The organism is Loktanella sp. R86503, from assembly GCF_042466455.1.
Taxonomy (GTDB): domain Bacteria; phylum Pseudomonadota; class Alphaproteobacteria; order Rhodobacterales; family Rhodobacteraceae; genus Loktanella.
Genome location: NZ_JAXHCI010000001.1, coordinates 7501 through 26282 on the forward strand (window position 1 = coordinate 7501; position 18782 = coordinate 26282).

General features: G+C 56.9%; 16 protein-coding genes (1 of these 16 running past the window's edge). 5 read left to right on the forward strand and 11 right to left on the reverse strand.

Annotated elements, in window-relative coordinates; all coding sequences use genetic code 11:
• Both SJY10_RS00040 and SJY10_RS00045 read right to left on the reverse strand, forming a co-directional pair.
• Window positions 1–1418, reverse strand: partial view of a DHA2 family efflux MFS transporter permease subunit gene (locus SJY10_RS00040; RefSeq protein WP_386678982.1) — the 5' portion only. The gene continues 175 nt to the left of window position 1, outside the view; the window shows 1418 of its 1593 coding nt (coding positions 1–1418); its start codon is at window positions 1416–1418; its stop codon lies beyond the left edge, outside the window.
• 5 nt (window positions 1419–1423) lie between these two features.
• Entirely contained in the window at window positions 1424–2587 is a 1164-nt protein-coding gene (locus SJY10_RS00045) for an HlyD family secretion protein (protein WP_386678983.1), read from the reverse strand.
• 143 nt (window positions 2588–2730) lie between these two features.
• Between SJY10_RS00045 and SJY10_RS00050 the strand changes: the two genes are divergently transcribed.
• Complete coding sequence (locus tag SJY10_RS00050) at window positions 2731–3396, forward strand: TetR/AcrR family transcriptional regulator (protein WP_386678984.1); 666 nt, start codon at window positions 2731–2733, stop codon at window positions 3394–3396.
• Here SJY10_RS00050 and SJY10_RS00055 read toward each other — a convergent pair.
• The 6 genes from SJY10_RS00055 to SJY10_RS00080 all read right to left on the reverse strand — a co-directional run bounded on the left by SJY10_RS00055 (window position 3383) and on the right by SJY10_RS00080 (window position 9692).
• Entirely contained in the window at window positions 3383–3982 is a 600-nt protein-coding gene (locus tag SJY10_RS00055) for a class I SAM-dependent methyltransferase (RefSeq protein WP_386678985.1), read from the reverse strand. The two genes, SJY10_RS00050 and SJY10_RS00055, sit on opposite strands and share 14 nt — an antisense overlap.
• Before the next feature lie 37 nt (window positions 3983–4019).
• Window positions 4020–4559 (reverse strand): hypothetical protein, encoded by a 540-nt coding sequence (locus SJY10_RS00060; protein WP_386678986.1) that lies wholly within the window; start codon window positions 4557–4559, stop codon window positions 4020–4022.
• Window positions 4556–5113, reverse strand: coding sequence for a methyltransferase family protein (locus tag SJY10_RS00065; RefSeq protein WP_386678987.1), 558 nt, complete (start codon window positions 5111–5113; stop codon window positions 4556–4558). Before SJY10_RS00065 ends, SJY10_RS00060 begins: the two co-directional genes overlap by 4 nt.
• Before the next feature lie 272 nt (window positions 5114–5385).
• Complete coding sequence (locus tag SJY10_RS00070; protein ID WP_386678988.1) at window positions 5386–6768, reverse strand: sensor histidine kinase; 1383 nt, start codon at window positions 6766–6768, stop codon at window positions 5386–5388.
• A 462-nt stretch (window positions 6769–7230) separates the two neighbouring features.
• The gene (locus tag SJY10_RS00075; protein ID WP_386678989.1) at window positions 7231–8343 is read right to left on the reverse strand and encodes a ParB/RepB/Spo0J family partition protein; all 1113 of its coding nucleotides are present in this window, start codon (window positions 8341–8343) and stop codon (window positions 7231–7233) included.
• A gap of 50 nt (window positions 8344–8393) precedes the next feature.
• Entirely contained in the window at window positions 8394–9692 is a 1299-nt protein-coding gene (locus SJY10_RS00080; protein ID WP_386678990.1) for an AAA family ATPase, read from the reverse strand.
• 701 nt (window positions 9693–10393) lie between these two features.
• Between SJY10_RS00080 and SJY10_RS00085 the strand changes: the two genes are divergently transcribed.
• Window positions 10394–10861, forward strand: a complete 468-nt coding sequence (locus tag SJY10_RS00085) for a DnaA N-terminal domain-containing protein (RefSeq protein ID WP_386678991.1) — start codon at window positions 10394–10396, stop codon at window positions 10859–10861.
• 31 nt (window positions 10862–10892) lie between these two features.
• On the opposite strand, the gene SJY10_RS00090 is transcribed toward SJY10_RS00085, so the two are convergent.
• Window positions 10893–11249, reverse strand: a complete 357-nt coding sequence (locus SJY10_RS00090; RefSeq protein WP_386678992.1) for an Hpt domain-containing protein — start codon at window positions 11247–11249, stop codon at window positions 10893–10895.
• 26 nt (window positions 11250–11275) lie between these two features.
• Window positions 11276–12250 (reverse strand): PleD family two-component system response regulator, encoded by a 975-nt coding sequence (locus SJY10_RS00095; protein WP_386678993.1) that lies wholly within the window; start codon window positions 12248–12250, stop codon window positions 11276–11278.
• A 344-nt stretch (window positions 12251–12594) separates the two neighbouring features.
• Between SJY10_RS00095 and SJY10_RS00100 the strand changes: the two genes are divergently transcribed.
• The 3 genes from SJY10_RS00100 to SJY10_RS00110 all read left to right on the forward strand — a co-directional run bounded on the left by SJY10_RS00100 (window position 12595) and on the right by SJY10_RS00110 (window position 17617).
• The gene (locus SJY10_RS00100) at window positions 12595–15411 is read left to right on the forward strand and encodes a CHASE domain-containing protein (protein ID WP_386678994.1); all 2817 of its coding nucleotides are present in this window, start codon (window positions 12595–12597) and stop codon (window positions 15409–15411) included.
• A 212-nt stretch (window positions 15412–15623) separates the two neighbouring features.
• Window positions 15624–17237: an ATP-binding protein gene (locus SJY10_RS00105; protein ID WP_386678995.1), complete on the forward strand. Its 1614-nt coding sequence runs from the start codon at window positions 15624–15626 to the stop codon at window positions 17235–17237.
• Window positions 17234–17617, forward strand: a complete 384-nt coding sequence (locus SJY10_RS00110; RefSeq protein ID WP_386678996.1) for a response regulator — start codon at window positions 17234–17236, stop codon at window positions 17615–17617. The genes SJY10_RS00105 and SJY10_RS00110 overlap by 4 nt, the downstream gene beginning before the upstream one ends.
• Here the strand turns inward: SJY10_RS00110 and SJY10_RS00115 are convergent.
• On the reverse strand, window positions 17614–18666 hold the full coding sequence (locus SJY10_RS00115; protein ID WP_386678997.1) for a DUF475 domain-containing protein: 1053 nt from the start codon (window positions 18664–18666) through the stop codon (window positions 17614–17616). The genes SJY10_RS00110 and SJY10_RS00115 overlap by 4 nt on opposite strands.
• Between the last annotated feature and the right edge of the window lie 116 nt (window positions 18667–18782).

The following is an 18782-nucleotide window of genomic DNA, read 5'->3' on the forward strand; positions in this document are numbered from 1 at the left end:
CCGCGCGCTGTCAGCAGCGCGGCCGTTTGCTGCATCTGGGACAGCGCCTCTGCATTGGCCCAGGTCACAGCCTCTGATAGCCGTTCATAATGCAGCACGCGCCGGTCGCTTAGGATTGTGTTGATCAGCGCCAGTCCCACCGCCCCGCCAAGGTTCCGCATCAGGTTATACAGACCCGACGCGCCTTTCATCTTGTCCGCAGGCAAAGTGCCAAGCGCAAGGTTGTTGATTGGCACCATACACAGCATCAGCGACATGCCGCGAATGATTTGCGGCCACATCAGCTCTTGAAAATCCCAATCCGCTGTCAGTCCCGTCAGCATCCAGGTAGAGCTTGCAAAGCCAAGGAACCCGATCAACAGCATCAGCCGCAAATCCATCTTGGCCGAGAGGATACCCGCCAGCGGCGCGGTGCAGAACATCGCAAGCCCCGACACGAACACAGTCTGCCCGATCATCAGCGCATCATAGCCCCGGATCGACCCCAGATAGAGAGGGTAAAGATAGGTCAGACCGTAAAGCCCGATGCCCATGGTAAAGCTGAACACCGACCCCACAGCGAAGTTGGTATTTGCAAAGGCCGAAAAGTCGACCAGTGGCTCGTCCCGCGTGAACGCCCGCCAAAAGGTGACAATCCCGCCCACGACCATGATGATCGCCAGCGCCGCAACTGCGTGATCGTCGAACCAATCATTCGCGGGCCCCTCTTCCAGCACAAACTCCATCCCGCCTAGGAATCCGGCCAGCGCGAGCAGGCCCCACCAGTCGAACTTGTTCAGCAGCTTCCAGTTGGGCTTGTCAAAATCGATCAGCATCCACGCGCCAAGGGCAACACCGATGCCGGGGATCACGTTAACCAGAAACAGCCAGTGCCAGGAAAACGTCGCCGACAGGAAACCGCCGACCGTCGGGCCAACCGTCGGTGCCAGCGTCGCGATCAATCCGATGATCGGCGATACCGTTGAACGCTGCGATGGCGGAAAGATCGTGAACGCCGCAGCAAAAACCGCTGGAATCATGCCGCCGCCCAGAAATCCTTGCAGACCGCGCCACAGGATCATTTCGCCAATGCTGCTGGCTGTGGCGCACATCAGACTACTGGCCGTGAATCCCGCCGCCGCGATGGTAAACAAAACCCGCGTCGACATCATCCGCGCCAAAAAGCCCGACAGCGGAATCATGATGACCTCCGCGATCAGGTACGACGTCTGCACCCACGAAATCTCGTCCGCGCTGGCCCCAAGGCCCGCCTGAATATCAGGCAGCGACGCAGAAACGATCTGGATATCTAAGATCGCCATGAACATCCCGAACACCATAACCATAAAGGCCAGAACGCGCCGAGGTGTCAGGGCATTATCGTCGGCAGCCGCGGCCGCCGGCGCCGTGCCTTGCATGGCAGGCGATGTTGCAGACATGATCCTTACTCGCCCGCAGCCGCGACAACCGGCGCTTCATGCGCCTCCGACGCGCCGCCGGTGCGGCTGTCGACTTCGACCTTGACCGACAAACCGGCGCGCAAGCCGCCAGCGTCCAGTGCCTCTTGCGGAATGGCGATCCGCACCGGAACGCGCTGCACAACCTTAGTAAAGTTACCCGTCGCGTTATCCGCCGGTAGAAGCGAAAACACGGACCCCGTTGCAGGCGCAATTGATTCAACGGTGCCTTCAAATGTGGCATCAGGCAGCGCATCAATCGTGATGCCAACGGTTGCGCCGACCGCGATTCCCGCCATCTGCGTTTCCTTAAAGTTCGCCTTGATATAAAGGCTTTCCAGCGGCACCAGCGCAGCCAGGCGCGCGCCCGCCGTGACCAGATCACCAGCTTCCAGCGTCATATTTCCCAGCGTGCCCGTCGCAGGAGCCCGCAAAACCGTCAGGTCCAGATTGCGCTGCGCCTGATCCACCGCCAGCTCCAGCTCATGCTGGGTGCCAACCGCCTCGGCGCGCTGCGCTTTCAGCACGCCCACCTGCGCATTCGCGCTAGCAATTGCTGCATCCGCGCTGGCCACCGTCGCCGTCGCCGTCGCCAGCGTTTCGGTCGCCGTATCTAGCTGCGCCTGCGCCGCGACATTGTTGCTGGCCAGGCTTTGCACCCGTACCGCGTTGCTTTGCGCCGCGCTTTGCTGGGCAATCGCCATATCATGCTGCGCCTGCGCCGCAGCCACACCAGCCTCTGCCGCCAAAATCTGCGCATCGATCCGGTTTAGCGTTTCGCCGGCGGATGCAACGCGCCCTTCGGCCACTTCCAACGCAATCGTGTAATCGCCGTCATCCAGCTTTACCAAAACGTCGCCCGCCTGCACGGTCGCATTTTCGCGCACCGGCACCTCGGCGACATAGCCTTGCAGACGGCTGGAAATCAGCGTCACATCCGCCGTGACATAGGCATCGTCGGTTTCAACCATGAAGCGGCCCGTCGTCCAGTATTCATAGCCGAAATCCAAAACCGCCGCGATTACGGCCAGGGCCACCACACCAAGGATGATCCGTTTGCGTTTGCTTTTCGCAGGAGCAACAGGTGCCGCCGCCGCCTGCGCCTCTTGTGTTTCGCTGGACGGGGAAATTGTACGATCATGACGCGCCATGGTGACACTCCTGTAGACGTGCATCGGGAAAAGCAGAGGGATACAGAATCAGATCGAACTGCCGGGTTCGATTTGGCAGATAGCGCAGAGCCATATGCACTTCAAGGCTTTATGAAACCGATTGGTTCGATTATATGCAAAGCATGACCGGAAAAGCAGCATCAAAACCCCGACGCCCCCGCACCCCGCGCCATGCCGCAGGGGAAAACCCGGACAAACGCGCCGCCATTATCCAGGGTGCCGCACAGGTTTTCATGCAAATGGGATTTGATGCGGCCAGCGTGTCAGACATCTGCACCGCCGCGGGCGTGTCCAAAAGCACGCTTTATGTCTACTTCCCCAGCAAAGAAGACCTGTTCGAAGCGTTGGTCGAAAACCGCCGCGAAGCCATGTTCGAAAACCTGCAAAGCAGCGTTCAGGGCCCTGCCCCGCTGGCCGACCGCCTTGCTGCCTTTGGCCGCACACTCGCTACGGCGGTTTGTTCGGATGACGTCATCGCAGCGCAGCGGATTGTCATTGCCATCGCCGAACGTCGCCCCGATATCGGCACTCGTTTTTACGAATCCGGTGCTGCCAAAGGTCACGCGGTACTGCTGGCCATGCTGGAAAACGAAGTCGCGCAAGGCACTCTAACCATTCCGGACCTGCCGCTTGCCGCCTATCAGTTCGTCGAGCTTTGCACCGCCGGCCTTTGGCGCCGCCGCCTGTTTGCCAAAGCTGAAACACCGCCCCCCCCGCAGGACATCGCGGCAACGGCACAAAGTGCGGTCGCCATGTTTCTGGCGACTTACGCCGTCACCCCTTCATGAACACGTCATACCGCGTCGTTTTGCCAAGGATTTGATGCGAAAACGGCCTTAACCCGGGGATCGAAGCCGCCTTTTGCGGCCACTTCAGAACGACCCTTTTGCGGGCATGTTCCAGTGCGACCTGCATCAACTCCAGCGCATTATCGTCCTCACCGACAATCTCTCGGACCTGACGCAGCTCCAATTTGACCAAAGCGGATTTCTTTCGCTCGGGGTGCATTGGATCGACCAGCACCGCATCCGCCTCCAGTCCGGGCAGCAACGCCTTAGCGTCACCCAGCAACAGCGTCATGCGGCCCGTAATCTCGGCCAGATCACCGCCTTCGGCGCCAGCTCGCGCCAGCCCGTCTGCCAGCAGCGCATGCATCTTTTCGGACCGTTCGATCAACGTGACCTGTGCGCCAAGCGACGCCAGAAGAAACGCATCGCGCCCAAGCCCGGCCGTCGCATCCACGATCGTCGGTGTCCGCCCGTCCGTCAGGCCCATCGCCTTGGCCAACGGTTGCCCGCGCCCGCCACCAAACCGCAGACGGTGCGCGACCGCACCTTCGACAAAATCGATCCGAAGCTCCTGATCTTGTTTCATCGGGGCCCTTCCCTACCGCAACACAGCCAGTTGCGATCTACAGATCGACACCCATCAGGACCAGCTTCTTGTTCAGCCCGCCATAACTGCGCGGATCGCTCAACTGATCAAAGCCGTAAAGCCGCCGGTAAAATTCGACCCGGTCCTCTGCCACTGCGGCAACACCATAATCGACCGCGTGCTGTTCTCCCACCGTCGCATAAAGCCGAAGCGTCTGGCGTGCGATCGACAGCCGCAAGGCCCCCAGACCCGGCTCTACAGCGAACCGGGCCCCGTCAATCATGGTCATTCCGGCGTCAATCTTCGGCATCAGCACGTCGGAAAATGCGGACATCGTTGCCGACTTCGGATGCTCTTTGGTCAAAACATGCAGGCGGATGGTGCCGACAATCTCCTCTTGCGACCGGACCCGGAACACCTGACAGGTCGCCAGATCGTCGTATTCATCCAGAAAACACGCCCCGTCATGCGGTGCAATCATGCCTTCGGACAGATAGCAGCGATACCGAAACGCCCCGATCGCATTCAAGTCTTCCTGATTTTGCGCCTGACCGATCTCGAACCGTTTGGCGCTCAAGATGTCTTCCTCATCACACGGGTGGGCAGAAAGAAACCGGTGCTGCGCTGATAAGTGACATAGGTGCTGCCATGGTCACCGCCCCTTAACCAGGCTTCTTCGCGCAGGGCGGAATAGACATAGATGAAAAGCAGAGCCGCAAAGACGATGATCGATACGACGTGCACGGTGCCAATGGCGCAGGCCATCCAAAAGATGATGTAGGATACATAAAACGGATGGCGCACATATTGCCACGGGCCCGTGGTAATGATTCCACTGGTTTTGAAATCTTCAGCGAATGCCAGCCCCAACTGCTTTTGATTGCTATGCCGCGTCGCCCAGACAAACAGCGCAAAGGCCGCCACAATCAACGCAATCACAACCACAGGCTGACTTAGCGTCAACAGAAAAGCAGTATACATAAAGAACGACACGCCGATCAGCGATAGGACAGAGATTAAATGCATACCCCAAGGATATTTATCCGAATTGAAATGCTGCTTTGTCGCCGCAGCAATCATCAAGAAATAAGCCAATGCAAGGCACCCTGCGGCAAAGTCGACCAAGTTCATCCCCTTTTCTGCTTAAATTCAGCGGCTTAACCCGCTAAAGGCTCAACAAGACGGCGCGAAAAACGCAATGGCACTGGGGAACAAGGCAGATAAACCGAAAACTGGAAAGCTGTGCCAACTGCATAAACCATCAGGCTTTCAGGTTTAAAGTCGGATAACCGTTGCTTCAAGCACCAATAGCCCGGTCTGGTTGCAAAACAACCTGACCGAGCAGTTCATGCTAATTTAGAGGCATAACCAGTCCATCGTTTGGACCGGACACCAAACCAGTTTCAGATCACCGCGCGCTTTAACGCCGCGGCGTCCTTACCATGCCTCTTGTGCGCCAGTTGTCCCTTCGCCTCGGCTTCAGGAATAGTTGGCAATTCGATGTAGAACGTCGTTCCTTTACCCAATGTCGAATCGTAATCGATGACCCCGCCAAGCGCCTCGATAATTTCCCGAGAGATATTCAGCCCCAGCCCCGTGCCGCCGAATTGACGTTGGTCAGATGAATCAAGCTGGATGAACCGCGCAAAGATCTGATCCTTTGCTCCGTCGGGAATGCCAACGCCGTGATCACGCACTGTGACCCGCACCCGGTCATCGCGCACACTCATACCGACATCCACCTCCCCCAAGGCGGGGGAAAATTTTGCTGCGTTGGAAATGATATTGCCAAGCACCTGCATTAGCCGCGACTTGTCACTGTGAACGAAAGCCGATGTCAGCCCTTGCGCATCCAGTTGCAAGTCCACGTTATAGCGTTCGGCCAGCCCTTGGTGCCAGTTAATCGCATCGACCAGAAACGCGCCCATGTCGATTACTTCGCAATCGAACTTCAGCTCGCCCTCTTCCAGCTTTTGCAAGTCCAGCAGATCGTTGACCAAAGCTGCCAGCCGTTCGCTGTTCTTGCTTGCCATGCCCAGCAGATGCGCAACGCGCGGCGGCAGCTCTCCAAAACGGCCAGAATTCGCCAGATCAAGCGACCCCTTGATCGACGTCAGCGGCGTGCGCAGCTCGTGGCTGACAACCGCAACAAACTGCGATTTCAACACAAGCGCCTCTTTTGCCCGCTCATGCTCGATCTTCAGGTCCTGAAGCCGCTTCAAATCCTGGCGATACATCCGCAGAAAAATGCGGCTACAATCGACGACGAAATACATCACGAAAACGACCGTAAAAAACTGCAGCCACGATGACGATGTCATGTCGGGGCGATACAGAATGATATCCCGCAAAGTCATGATGAAAAATGCCACGCCATAAAGCGTCAGCCGGGTCGCCAGAATGCTGGCGATTTGGTGGTTGTTCATCGCCGCATAAAGCGCGCCAGAGAACAGGATGAACAAAGAGGTAAACAACCCTTCGCCGCTGGATTGCCCCGCAACCCAAACCGAATAGCTGCAGATCGCCAGCGTGCTGACGACCGTGTTACCCAGATAGCCAAGGTAAACCCGCCAAATGCCAGATTCGTCTTGCGGCCTTAAACCTTTGACTCGGCGCGCCAGTGACAGATCGGCGAATTCGCACAGCATGCTGGTGATAAAGAACAGCGTCGCCAGCACCGGCGAAAAGAACCAGCCAGTCAAAAGCGCCACGCCGAAAAAGATGATCTGACGCTGCCATGTCAACGTATTCACTGCACGGGAATAATCCTGCAGATTACGCAACATAAAACGTTCCCGGTTGATCCGGTTCAGCCTGCTTAAAAATCTAACCATAGCCGCCCCCTACCCAGGTCAAACAATGCCTGCACCGTTTCCAGCCACGCGCTTCGGTCATCAAACCGGCCCCCTCCCACGGGGGAATCATTTTGCGCAGGCTTAAGCATTTAGGCTCCGGTTCAGGTTGTACGGCGCTTTTGCAGCCAACAGTGCGACCAACGGGTTTGGCGGCTTGACTTAACGGTAGCTCTTAAATCAGGCAGAAATATGGACGAACCCGATTTAATCGAAAATTAACGTATCACAGCAAAGCATCAGGCACTTTTGAGTTAACTCGTTGTAAAATATAATAAAAAAGGGCAGTACAGGCCACCCTGCACCGCCCTGCCCAATAATAGTACCACGAAGCCGTCCTTGCGCCAATCGACTTGCGCCGACACACCACCGAAACCTTATCCGCGGATAAGGTTTTCAGTCCAAGCCATCGATCAGAGCCGCAATCGCACGCTCCAACCGCGCCCGATCCATCGTCGAAAAATCGCGGTCGACCTTGATTTCCAGCCTGCCGACGGCAGCCGTGCACTTCACGCGCCCCTGCCGCGTGCGCAAATCAAAGGTCGTCTTTGTCTTTCCCGCATCCGCAGCCACACTGCGCGACTTCTTTATCGGCGGCGCGTCAGGGTCCGGGAGTTCGTACTGATCTAACCCAACGTACCGGCGCAGAACGCCCAACTCATCGACGATCGAACGATTATCCCAATCGTGAAGCTCATCTTTAATACGGCCGATAATTCCCGGCTCGGATTCAATTTCCTGCGCCAACCTGACACCCAGAACACGTGGAATTTCGGTCGGGTAATGCAACACCGACCCTAGGGCATCCAGAACCCGCGCAAATGACCGGATATAGCTGCGCTTAGAATACGGCGACGACTGAAACAGCCGACCGACGGCAGTCTTCAAATCATTCGCGTCCGTCCCAGGATCGCCAGCGTAATTCATCGCCGCCTGCGCCATCTCCGCAAACGACAGGTCTTTGCGAATGACGTTTTCATCGACCATCCGCCGGTATAAACCCGACACGTCAGAACTCGCCGGCAAAACCAGCGCCGGAATTCGGCTCCAATCCCCCTCGCCTTCTGCCTGTAACGCCTTATAGGCAGACCACCGCCGGAAGCCCTGCACCAGTTCGTAGCCTGCCCCATCGCCGCGTTCGGCGACGCGGATCGGGTTAGACAGCCCCAGTTCCTTGATCGAAGTTATCAGATCCGCCAGTTCAAAATCTTCACCGGGCATACGGTCCCGAACCAGCAAATGGGTGTGCACATCATCCAGCGGCACCATGACCACCACATGCCCAGCCTCGCGCAGCGCGACAAACTCATGGGCTAGCGCGTCATTCTCCTCCCTGATCGCCGCAACGGCGGAGGCGCGGGCCTGCAATGCCTCTGCGTTTTCTGCAATGGCGCTTGCCATCGGACCACGGCGCTGCACGTTGGGCATCGGGGCGGGGGCGGGCGTATCGACACGCGGCGCAGGTTCGTCCGGCAGCTCTATATCAAAGATACGTTTCTTACGGCTCATAATGTGTCTCCTTCCGGATAAGGTGCAAAACCTTATCCGCGGATAAGGTTTCAGTCATTGATCTGCGGCCAGGCGGCCAGCATCGTCGCGCGGAATTCCGTATAGGCCTGATCGAAACTACCACGCGCACGGCGCCAGGTTTCACGGGTCATATCGCGGTAATCCATCTCGTAAACCGAGGCGAGGAAACGGCCAGACTGTTCGACGGCACGGGTCATCTCAACTGGGTGCACCGCAAGTCTTTCGCCAAAGACCTTACCGAATGCATCATACATCGCACGGTGCAGATCGTTTCCAGGCTCGAACCGGGTCAATAGAAACCGAACGTCGACGAATTCTTTGGGCAGTGAAACCTTATCCGCGGATAAGGTCTGTCCAAATCCATGCGCCAAATCTTCCAGCGCTTCTGACAGCTGACCAACGAAAGATGTGGTGCTGTCATATTCCCAATACCCCGGACCCGACGGGATATAGAGCATGTCGGCTGCAAAAACCGCATTCATCGACTGATAGCCAATCGCAGGGGGGCAATCGAAAATGATCAAATCCCACTGGTCGTCCGGCAATTGATCCAGATACCGCGACACGGCGGCAAAGAACGACCACTCCGGGTTCAGGTGGCGATACTGGGCCGAGGCAAATTCAACAAAGGCCGCATTGGCGCAACTCGGGATGATGTCGATCGTCGGCCAGTTTGTCGGCTGGATAAAGTCGGCAATCCGCAAATCTTGCAACCCCATGTCGGTGATGCTGGACGGGATCGCACGGCGGGGCAGGGCGGTGCCACTTGCCGCGGCCTTCGGCGCGGCATTTGCGGCTTCGGTCTGACGCACCAGATCGCGCGCCATGATGCCCCAAACGGTCTGTTCTTCGCTGACATCAGTCAGGCCCATGGAATGGGACAGCGTAGCCTGCGGGTCAAAGTCCACACAAAGCACCCGGTAACCGTCCAATGCAGCGGCGTGGGCAAAGTGTAGCGCGACAGTCGATTTGCCGGCGCCACCTTTGAAGTTGGCAATCGCCGTGCGAAAGGCGCGGCCACCGGGGCGCGGCGGCATCAGGGACTTCCCCTTCACCTTCAGCTTGCGCCGCATCGTGTTTACCTCGTCCAATGTGAACCACCGCTGACGCCCGTCCGGTTCGACCAGACCATCGGGCAGCGTCGGATCCGCCGCCATCCGGCCGCGAAACGTCGACTGGTTCATCCCAAGGATCAGCTCTGACACCTCCCATGACGAAAACCGTCGCAGCGTCTTCGTGCTTTCAGGAGAGAAGGTCTGCTGGCGAATCCAGCTTTGCATCTTAAGCGATCTGGTATGGATCTCTTTTAGATCGGTGTGAGTCAGCATGTTCCCTCGGACGCTAAAATTCCATTGTTTGTGATTTACGCTGAATTTGCGTTCTTTGTCGATATCATAGATGATGAATTACGGACCTTATCCGCGGATAAGGTTTCAGGGTGAAAAGCCAAGCGGGTAAGGGCAGTTGGTTCCGAATCAAGTTTGCCACTGATGCCCCCGCAACTTCGGCCCGGCCACAGCATTTGGGGGGACATGCAAAAGGCTCCTACAGCCGGTTGATGGGACATTTCGATCAATTGGGGTGACGCTCAGCATGACCCCCTATACCAATTCAAACCCTTCTTTAATTTTTTGAAGATTGGAAAAGGGCAGGGCGGCAGATGAATCGTTGACAGCGCCCAGCTTTCCAACGCTAATAAGCGAGAGGTCGGGAATAGCGTTTAAAAATGATTCTTGCGATAAACGCAGGGACACCATCGCATCCTATCACGCAGGCCGCGGCGCAAAGGCAGGGGACGCACGTGCAAGTCAGGAAACCAGCAGGACAGCACGCGGGTGCCGTCAAATATGATATTCTATCTGCGCTGCTTGTGCTGGCGGCTCAAGGCGGCAGCCTGGAATCGCGGCTGGCACTGCGTCTAAGTTTGTTGATCACGACACGTTATAATTGGCGCAGCGGGACGTTTTGCGTAGGACAACGTGAAATAGCGCGGATGTGGGGCGTTACCGAACGAACCGCAAAAAGAGAGATGTCAGCGATGCGCACGCTGGGCTGGCTGACGGTATCGCGGCCGGCAGCACGGGGCAGGGTGGCCGAACACCGGATCGACCTGCCGCAGGTTCTGATCGCGACCAAATCGTTCTGGGATGACATCGGCCCGGATTTTGTCGCCAGAATGACCGCGCCGACGACCGCCCCAATTGATGTGCCGCAAAGCAATGTCGTTCAATTGCGCCCGGCAGCCGCGCCGGTTCGTGACGGAAGCCTTTGGTCCGCGGTGGCAGAGCAGCTTTTGCAGGATCACCCCGCTACTTATACGGCGTGGTTTGCGCAGCTGGTGCAAATCGACCTGCAGGACGGAATTCTGGTTTTGGGGGCCAGGTCAGGTTTTGTTGCTGACTACGTCCAGCAACATTTGGTCCACCGCCTAACTGCCGCGGCTGTTGCGCAGGATCCGGGAATCAAACTGGTGCAGGTCCGGGCCCATTCAGCCTGACAGCAGCTAACTTGGAGAAGAGGCGCAAAATTCAGTGCTGCGTACCGGACACTTTGGCAAAAGCATCTTGTGGAGCTTGCGGCATCAGCTGTTCAATCGGATCGCAAAACGCGAGCGAGACATCGAGGAAAGCGTCCAGTCTTTGAGCGATGGCAACATGATCGGTATGGGTCTGATCGCGGATGAATAGTTCGAGCTGCAAGGCAGCTTCGCCCAGTTCCGTGAACCCGACCGATCCGGCAGTTCCCGCGATCTTGTGCAGAATACTTTCTGCCTCCTGCACGGCACCGGTAGGCGGATTGGCCTGCTGCATCACTGCGACAAGATCCTCCAACCGGTCGTGCCTTTCGTAATGCGTTTGTACAAAACGCTTTTTCAGGCGGGACATGCCCGCATCAAAGGCGCTGGAATTCATCAGGCCGTTGCCCCCCCATACCAAAAATCGTCCAGCTGCTTTTCGGCGCGGACAGCTTCCTGTTCGGCGCTATTGACAGCATGGGACAGCAAATCAAGGGCGGTTGTGCCCGATTGCCACATGATGCGGCTGGCCTGACCCGTGCTGACGCGCAGCCGCAGGCGGGTGCCATCGCTGCTATGCATTTCAAGGCGCTGAATGGCTAGGTTCAGCTGGTCAGTGAATTCCGGATAGTTATAGATTTTAGCCCCTTCGACAACGCAGACAAACGATCCGTTGCCGGCGTAGGCCGCGATGAAATTGCGCTGGCCCAGCGTATCGGATAGCGCCTCTGCGACGTCGACGATCATGCATTGAAAATCAAAGGGCGTGGCCTGCATGAAAAGCTGTTCGATGCGGCGGATCGAAACGGCAAAAACGCTAGACCCGAACAGGCGCGACCGAGACAGCTTCGAGACATAGTTTTCAAGCGCCACAACGTCGACCACGCCGTCGATGTCCCTGATTTCAAACGGCTTGTGAAGTGACAGGGGCGTGTTTTCGGTGCCGGTTCTGTGACCGGACGGTGTCGTCGCAAGGCTGGTGCCGCTGTCGCGGCGCGCCGCGACCAGTGATCCAATGACGCCCAGACGCACGCGCAAGTCGGAAATTTCGAAAGGCTTGTTAATGTAATCTGTGGCCCCCGCAAGGAAGGCTGCATCGATATACCGCTTTTCCGACATGGCCGTCAGCATCACGACAGGTGTCTGATCGTAGCCATCAAGCGTGCGCAAGGCGCGGCACACTTCGACACCGTTCATAACGGGCATCTGGAAATCAAGCAGGATGCAGTCGAAACGGTCTGCTTCGCGCATCATGGCAAGCGCGTCGGGGCCGGATTCGGCTGTTTCCAGAGTATGATCGCCGATATGACCGATGATTTCTTTCAACAGTTCCAAGATGAAGGGGTCGTCATCGACTGCCAGGATTTTCATGGTCGGGCCTTTCTGCCAAGCGCGGTATGCAGGCCGCGCAAGATTTTCTATTGATCCCATATGGCGAGGAGATTGTGGCTCCTTTGGGGCAACCTTAAGAAATTAGTAAGGGCGATATACAATTTATTGGTGTAAACTAAACGATCTTAAGATGCACTTAAGATACAACCTTCCCTAGAAATGTCACACCTTGCGGCCAAACTGGGGATGCATGGTCGCGTTTCAGCCGCCGTGCGCTAAGGTTCGGCAAAGCCTTCAAAGAAGGGCGAGGAATGAGTAGTTAAAAGATGTCGGGTAAGTCCACTTTTCGCATTCATGTGCTAATCGCACTGGCGTGTGTTGTCATGACACTGCTGCTGGCCGTTTATGCGCATCAGATCGGGCAGCGGCGAGGGGAGCAGACTTTTTCGGCCATCGTAAACGATAGCCGCGATGCCCTGACCATGCGCATGGACAGCTATTTGTTAAGCCTCAATTCTCTTGCGGCCTTCTATGAAGCGTCTGACGATGTTTCCGCGCAGGATTGGGCTGTTTATGTTGAAGCGTTGAATATCGAACAAACGCTGCCGGGCGTTCTGGGACTGGGCTTTGTTTTGCCAACGGACGGCCCGAAACTGCTAAACCTTTTGGACGACGCGCGGGCAGGGGGCGAGCCGGAACTGGTCGTGCACCCCCAGACCGGGCGCACTGACAAGATGATTATCCGGTTCATCGAACCGATGTCCACGAATGCCGCCGCGCGCGGGCTTGATATTAGTTTCGAAGAAAACCGCCGCACCGCAGCTCTTGCGGCACGCGACAGCGGGCTGCCGCGGCTGACAGCGCCAATCAGATTGGTGCAGGGTGAAAACAGCAAGATCGGTGCCCTGCTGCTTCGCCCGGTCTATGATCACAGCCCGATCCCGGACACGCAGCAAAGCCGCATCGCCACGCATGTCGGCTGGGTCTATGCCCCCTTTACCATGGACGACGGGTTACATGATTTGTTCCCAAATGGTGATGGCGATAGCGATTATGCGGTGTCGGTACAGGATGCGGGAGAGACAATTTTTAACGCCGGCAAACCTGCGATAAATTCGCCGTTTACCCGCACGCAGACGATTGATGTCTATGGGCGGGCATGGACCGTCACTTGGACGGGAACGGCAGCCTTTCAGAAGGCGCATGTCAGTTATTTGCCGCTGATTGTGCTGATATCCGGTCTGGGCATGAGCTATCTGGTCTGGCGATACCTGCGGATGCTGTCGAACCGAGAAAACGAAATCAACGCTTTGGTCGAACGCAAGACGCGGGCGCTGTCCGATCGGGCCCAGCAAAACCGTGCGGTGATCGAAAACTCTGTGTTTGGCGTAATGCAACTGGATAGCGAAGGCATTGTGCGATCGGCGAACGCCGCCAGTTGTGCAATTTTAGGTGTCGAAAAAGCAGAACTGACGGGCCGTGCCCTGTCGGATTTTGTCGTGCAGGACGAGCCCTGCGAAGGTGATGGTCAACCCTGCGCCGCCCACGCTATGCGCAACGGAGAGGTCTGCAAGCTGGAAATGCAGACGAATGTCTGGCGGCGCAGCAACGGGATGCGGGTGCAATCTGTGCTGTTGCGCGACATTACAAAGGAAGCGACGTCGCTGCAGGCGCTGACCGATACCGAACAGCGTTGGAACCTTGCGCTGCAAGGTGCTGAAATCGGCGTCTTTGATGTTGATCTGCGCAGCAATACGTCCGTCGTGTCGGAAACCTGGCGGCGCCTGATGGGGGTTCCCCTGGACAGTGAAATCGACACGCAGGCGCATTTCTTTTCGCGGGTCCATCCCGATGATTTGCCTGCGCTTCAGGCGGCAGATCGGGATGCAATTTTGGGCAATACGCCGCGATCCGTTTCCGAATTTCGGATTCGCATGGCGGACGGGTCCTATCGCTGGCTGCGGTCCGATGCAGTCATCGTGGAACGGGATGCCGACGGGACTGCGTTGCGACTGGTCGGTGCACAAACCGATATCACAGCCCTGCGCGCGGCAGAGACTGCGATCAAACACGGTCAAGAGCTGCTGGACCTTGTGATCGAACGCGCCCCTGTCGGCACGGCCATCACGAACGGCAACGGGACGATGCTGCGTGCAAATGGCGCGCTAAGTGCGATCACAGGTTACCCCGAAGACAAGCTGACCGGCGGCCATCTGAGCCTGATGTTGTCGCCGGCCGAGCGTGACAGTTTTATGGAAGCGATTATGACATTGCGGGGCGATGCCCACGGCAATTATCGCGGCGAACATCTGATTTGCTGCGCCGATGGTGAAGAGCGGTGGGGCCTAGTCAAGGTGTCCTGGGCATTCGATCCCGCGCAAGCGATGGAAATCTATATCGTCCAGATAAATGATATTACGACAGAAAAGCGCGCGGCAAAAATCAAAAGCGAATTCATCGCGACAATCAGCCACGAGCTGCGCACGCCGCTGACGTCCATCAAGGGCGCGCTGGGGCTGATGGGCACTAAAAAGCTGGAAGAGAAGAGCGGACCTGTGACGCGGCTTTTGGAAATTGCTACGACAAACACGGACCGGCTGATCAATTTGGTCAATGATATTCTGGACCTCGAAAAAATCTCGGCCGGGAAGATGGAATTTAACCTCGACAGTATCGGGGCGAGTGATCTGGTGTCCGTTGCCTTGGAAAGCAACCGGCCTTTGCTGCTGAAAAGCGCACTGACGTTCCGCCTGATTGATATGTCCGGCGGTGCCCATGTGCTGGCGGACGAAAACCGTATTGCCCAAGTCCTGAGCAACCTTTTGTCGAACGCTTGCAAGTTTGCGCCGCCCAAGACAGCGGTCGCGGTGCAGATTTCGGTGGTGGGTGATATGGTCCGGTTTGAAGTCACCGACCGCGGGCCCGGCGTGCCCGATGCGTTCCGCGACCGGATCTTTGGCGCCTTTTCGCAAGCAGATAGTTCGGACACCCGGCAAAAGGGCGGCACCGGTCTGGGGCTCAATATCTCCCGGCAGATTGTAGAGCGGATGGGCGGCACCATAGGATTCGAAAGCGAGCCTGACGTGCGCACAACGTTCTATTTCACATGCCCCGTCGCAACGGACCAGGATTGGGACGGCGACGGCAATATGCCGCTAAAAGATGCGCGCAAACAGCCGGATCTTGCTGGCGCTGTCTGACAGAGTTGACCCACACGTTAACCATGCGCTACGCATACGCATCGGATAAATAATCATATTGGTTTCACGGTGTTAAAGTTTCGGACTGCGGACACGTCTTTCACACGGCCAAGTCATAAACTCGCCTTAAACCGGTTATAACTCTATTAAATATTATTAAAACGGCTTCGCTTTCTCTTACTTGCTAACATCCTTTATCGTCGGACTTTTTAATGCGCGATTTCATCAGGTATCCAAGGTTAGGTCTGCAGAGTTTCATTGCTGTATGCAGCGGTATTTTCATCTGGCGCGCCTGGCCATTGGACCGGATCAGTTTAGCGGCTTGCGTCGCGGCACTGGCTGCTGCCTTTATTTGGCGGCGCGGTGATGCGTCGGCGCAGGTGCCATCGGTTGATGCCTCGGCGTTGGAGGCGCATGCTATCGTGCTGCGCGCCGATCAGGACGGCAAGATCAGTTTTGCGAATGAACGGTTGTTGCAGCTGACCGGATATGACCGCAGCGATCTGATGGGGCATCCGCTAAGCTTGCTGCACCACGTTGCCGATGCCGCGACATATGCCGAAGTCGAAGCGGATATGAAGCGCGGCAGCAAATGGACAGGAGAGACGCGCATCACCGGCAAAGATGGCCGGGTGCTGTGGACCCGCATGACCTGTGTGCCGCTTGTCAGCAAATCGGGCCAATACCGCGGCAGTCTGCGCGTTCATTCCGATATCAGCGCCCAAAAGGTATCAACAGCGGCACGCGATGCGATGACCAGTTTGAACCTGCTGTCAGAGCCGTTGTTTATGGTCTGCCTCGATACCTACAATCTGGTGTTTGCCAATGATGCAGCGGCCAAGATGTTCAATTGGAACCGGTTGCAGCTGGCGGAAATTCGCATTTTCGCGGTCGATATGCTGTATGATCGTTGTCTGGTGCAGCGGCAGGTTGCGGCGCTAAAAGCCAAAGAGATCACAGAGTTTTCGTTTCCTGCCAGCTATCGCGATGTGCCCTATCTGGCCGAGGTGCAATTGATCGAAGCGGCTGGAATGCAGCCGCGATTGTATGTGGTTCTGCGGGACCAGACGGAATCGGTGGCGATTGCCCGTACAAAAGACGAATTGGTTGCCACAGTCAGCCACGAACTGCGCACCCCGCTGACATCGATCAAAGGCGCGCTGGGTCTGATCCGGTCAGGTGCAGCGGGCGAGCTGACGAAAAAGACCAGCGATTTGCTGGACATCGCCTATCGCAACGCCGACCGGCTGGTTCTGATCGTGAATGACATTCTGGATCTGGAAAAGATGGCCGCCGGGCAGATGGATTACGACATGGCGCGGCGCGATTTAACGCAAACCGTGAAAGAGGCCGTGACAGCCAACGAAGGCTTTGCCAGCCGGTTCGATGTATCAATAAACCTCAAAGCGGACGGCGCCCCAGCCTGGGCGCATTTTGATGCAGACCGGATTCATCAGGTCTTGTCGAATCTGATTTCCAACGCCTGCAAGTTTTCGTCAACCGGGGCGCAGATTGACGTGAAACTTGAACGCCGGTCCAAAAGCTTTGCCATCAGTGTTGTGGACCGCGGTGTCGGCATCCCTGCTGGCGCTGTGGAACGTATCTTTGACCGCTTTACACAAGTCGGTAAATCCGCGCGGGCCAGGTCCGGTGGCACCGGGCTTGGATTGAGCATTGTGAAGAGCATTATCGAAAGCCATAACGGCACGGTAGAGTTAACGAGTATAGAAGGGCAGGGGACGACTGTGACTGTGGTGTTTCCAAAGGCCGCTAACAAGGCCGCACCGGTCAAACTGATCCGATCCGCCGGAGGCACATCTGAATGACGTCTGACACCATCCGCCTGCTGCATGTCGAGGATGACCTCGATATTCTGGAAATTGCGTCCATGTCGATCGAAATGGCTGGCGGTTTCGAGCTGTTGCAGTGTGAAAACGCGGCCGATGCGTTGCGTCTGGCACCAGAGTTCAAACCCGATGCGATGTTGTTCGACATGATGCTGCCAAAGATGAGCGGTGTGCAACTGATGGCTGCCATTCGCGATGTCCCCGGATTTGCGCATACACCGATCATTTTCATGACCGCGCGGGCACAGCCGCACGAGCGGCGCGAACTGATCGATAAAGGTGCGCTGGATGTGATCGTGAAGCCGTTCGATCCAATCTCTCTTGGGGATCAGATCAAGGCGATTTTGGCGGCCGCCTAGGCCGGGTTCGACCGGTTCCAGCGCATCGATGCAAGAAGAGACAGGCCGATCAACACCGCGCCGCCCAGTCCGGTGATGGTTTCGGGGATGTGAACCAGGGTCTGTGTGAACATGATGATCGACAGCGCCAGGATTGCATAGAACGCGCCGTGCTCTAGATAACGATATTCCGCCAGCGTGCCGCGTTCCACCAACATGATGGTCATGGCGCGCACATACATTGCGCCGATGCCAAGGCCGATGGCGATAACAAACAGGTTCTGGCTTAGCGCAAAGGCACCGATGACACCGTCAAAGGAGAACGATGCATCCAGCACTTCGAGGTATAGAAATGCGCCAAGTCCGCCTTGTGCAGCAGTTTTTGCGGCGGTGCTGGGGCGGTCAAGCACCGCGCCAAGTGTGTCGACCAGCAGAAATGTTAGCAGACCATAGATTCCGGATCGCAAAAACAGATCGGATTCGGCGGGTTGCAGCATGCGCGAAAAGCCGATCAGAAGGATCAGGACAAAGGCGACTTCCAGCCCCTTGATCGAGGCAGAGGCAGCAAGGCGGCTTTCGATCCAGTCGAACCAATGCACGTCTTTGTCCGGATCGCAGAAAAAGCCAAGCGCAACCATCATCAAAAACGTACCGCCGAAAGCGGCGATGGGCAGGTGCGCCCCTTGCATGATGCGTGCGTAATCATCGGGCTGGGTCGCAGCAAGTTTGATCGCGGCGATTGGGCCGATCTTGGCAGCGATCACGACAATCAATAGGGGAAAAACGATGCGCATGCCAAAGACTGCGATGATGATGCCCCAGGTCAGAAAACGCTGGCGCCAGATCGGCGTCATGCTTTTCAGCTTGTTCGCATTCACGATCGCATTGTCAAAGGACAGCGAAATTTCCAGCACCGCAAGCACGGCGCAGATGACGAAATAGCTGGCAACGCCCGACATCGTCCCTTCGGCCTGCCAGCCCAGCAGGGCACCGGCGCAAAGGCCAAGGGCGGTAACCACAAGCGGCCAGTACAGATAGGATAAGGTCGTGCGCGAGGTGGTGTTCATCATGGCGGCACCCTATGCGGGGGCACAGGTGGCGTCAAAATGAACGTTTTAAAACAGTGTGTTATATTTGCCAGATCAGCGCTTATCCGCCAGTGCAGCGCGTAGGGGCGATACACCTT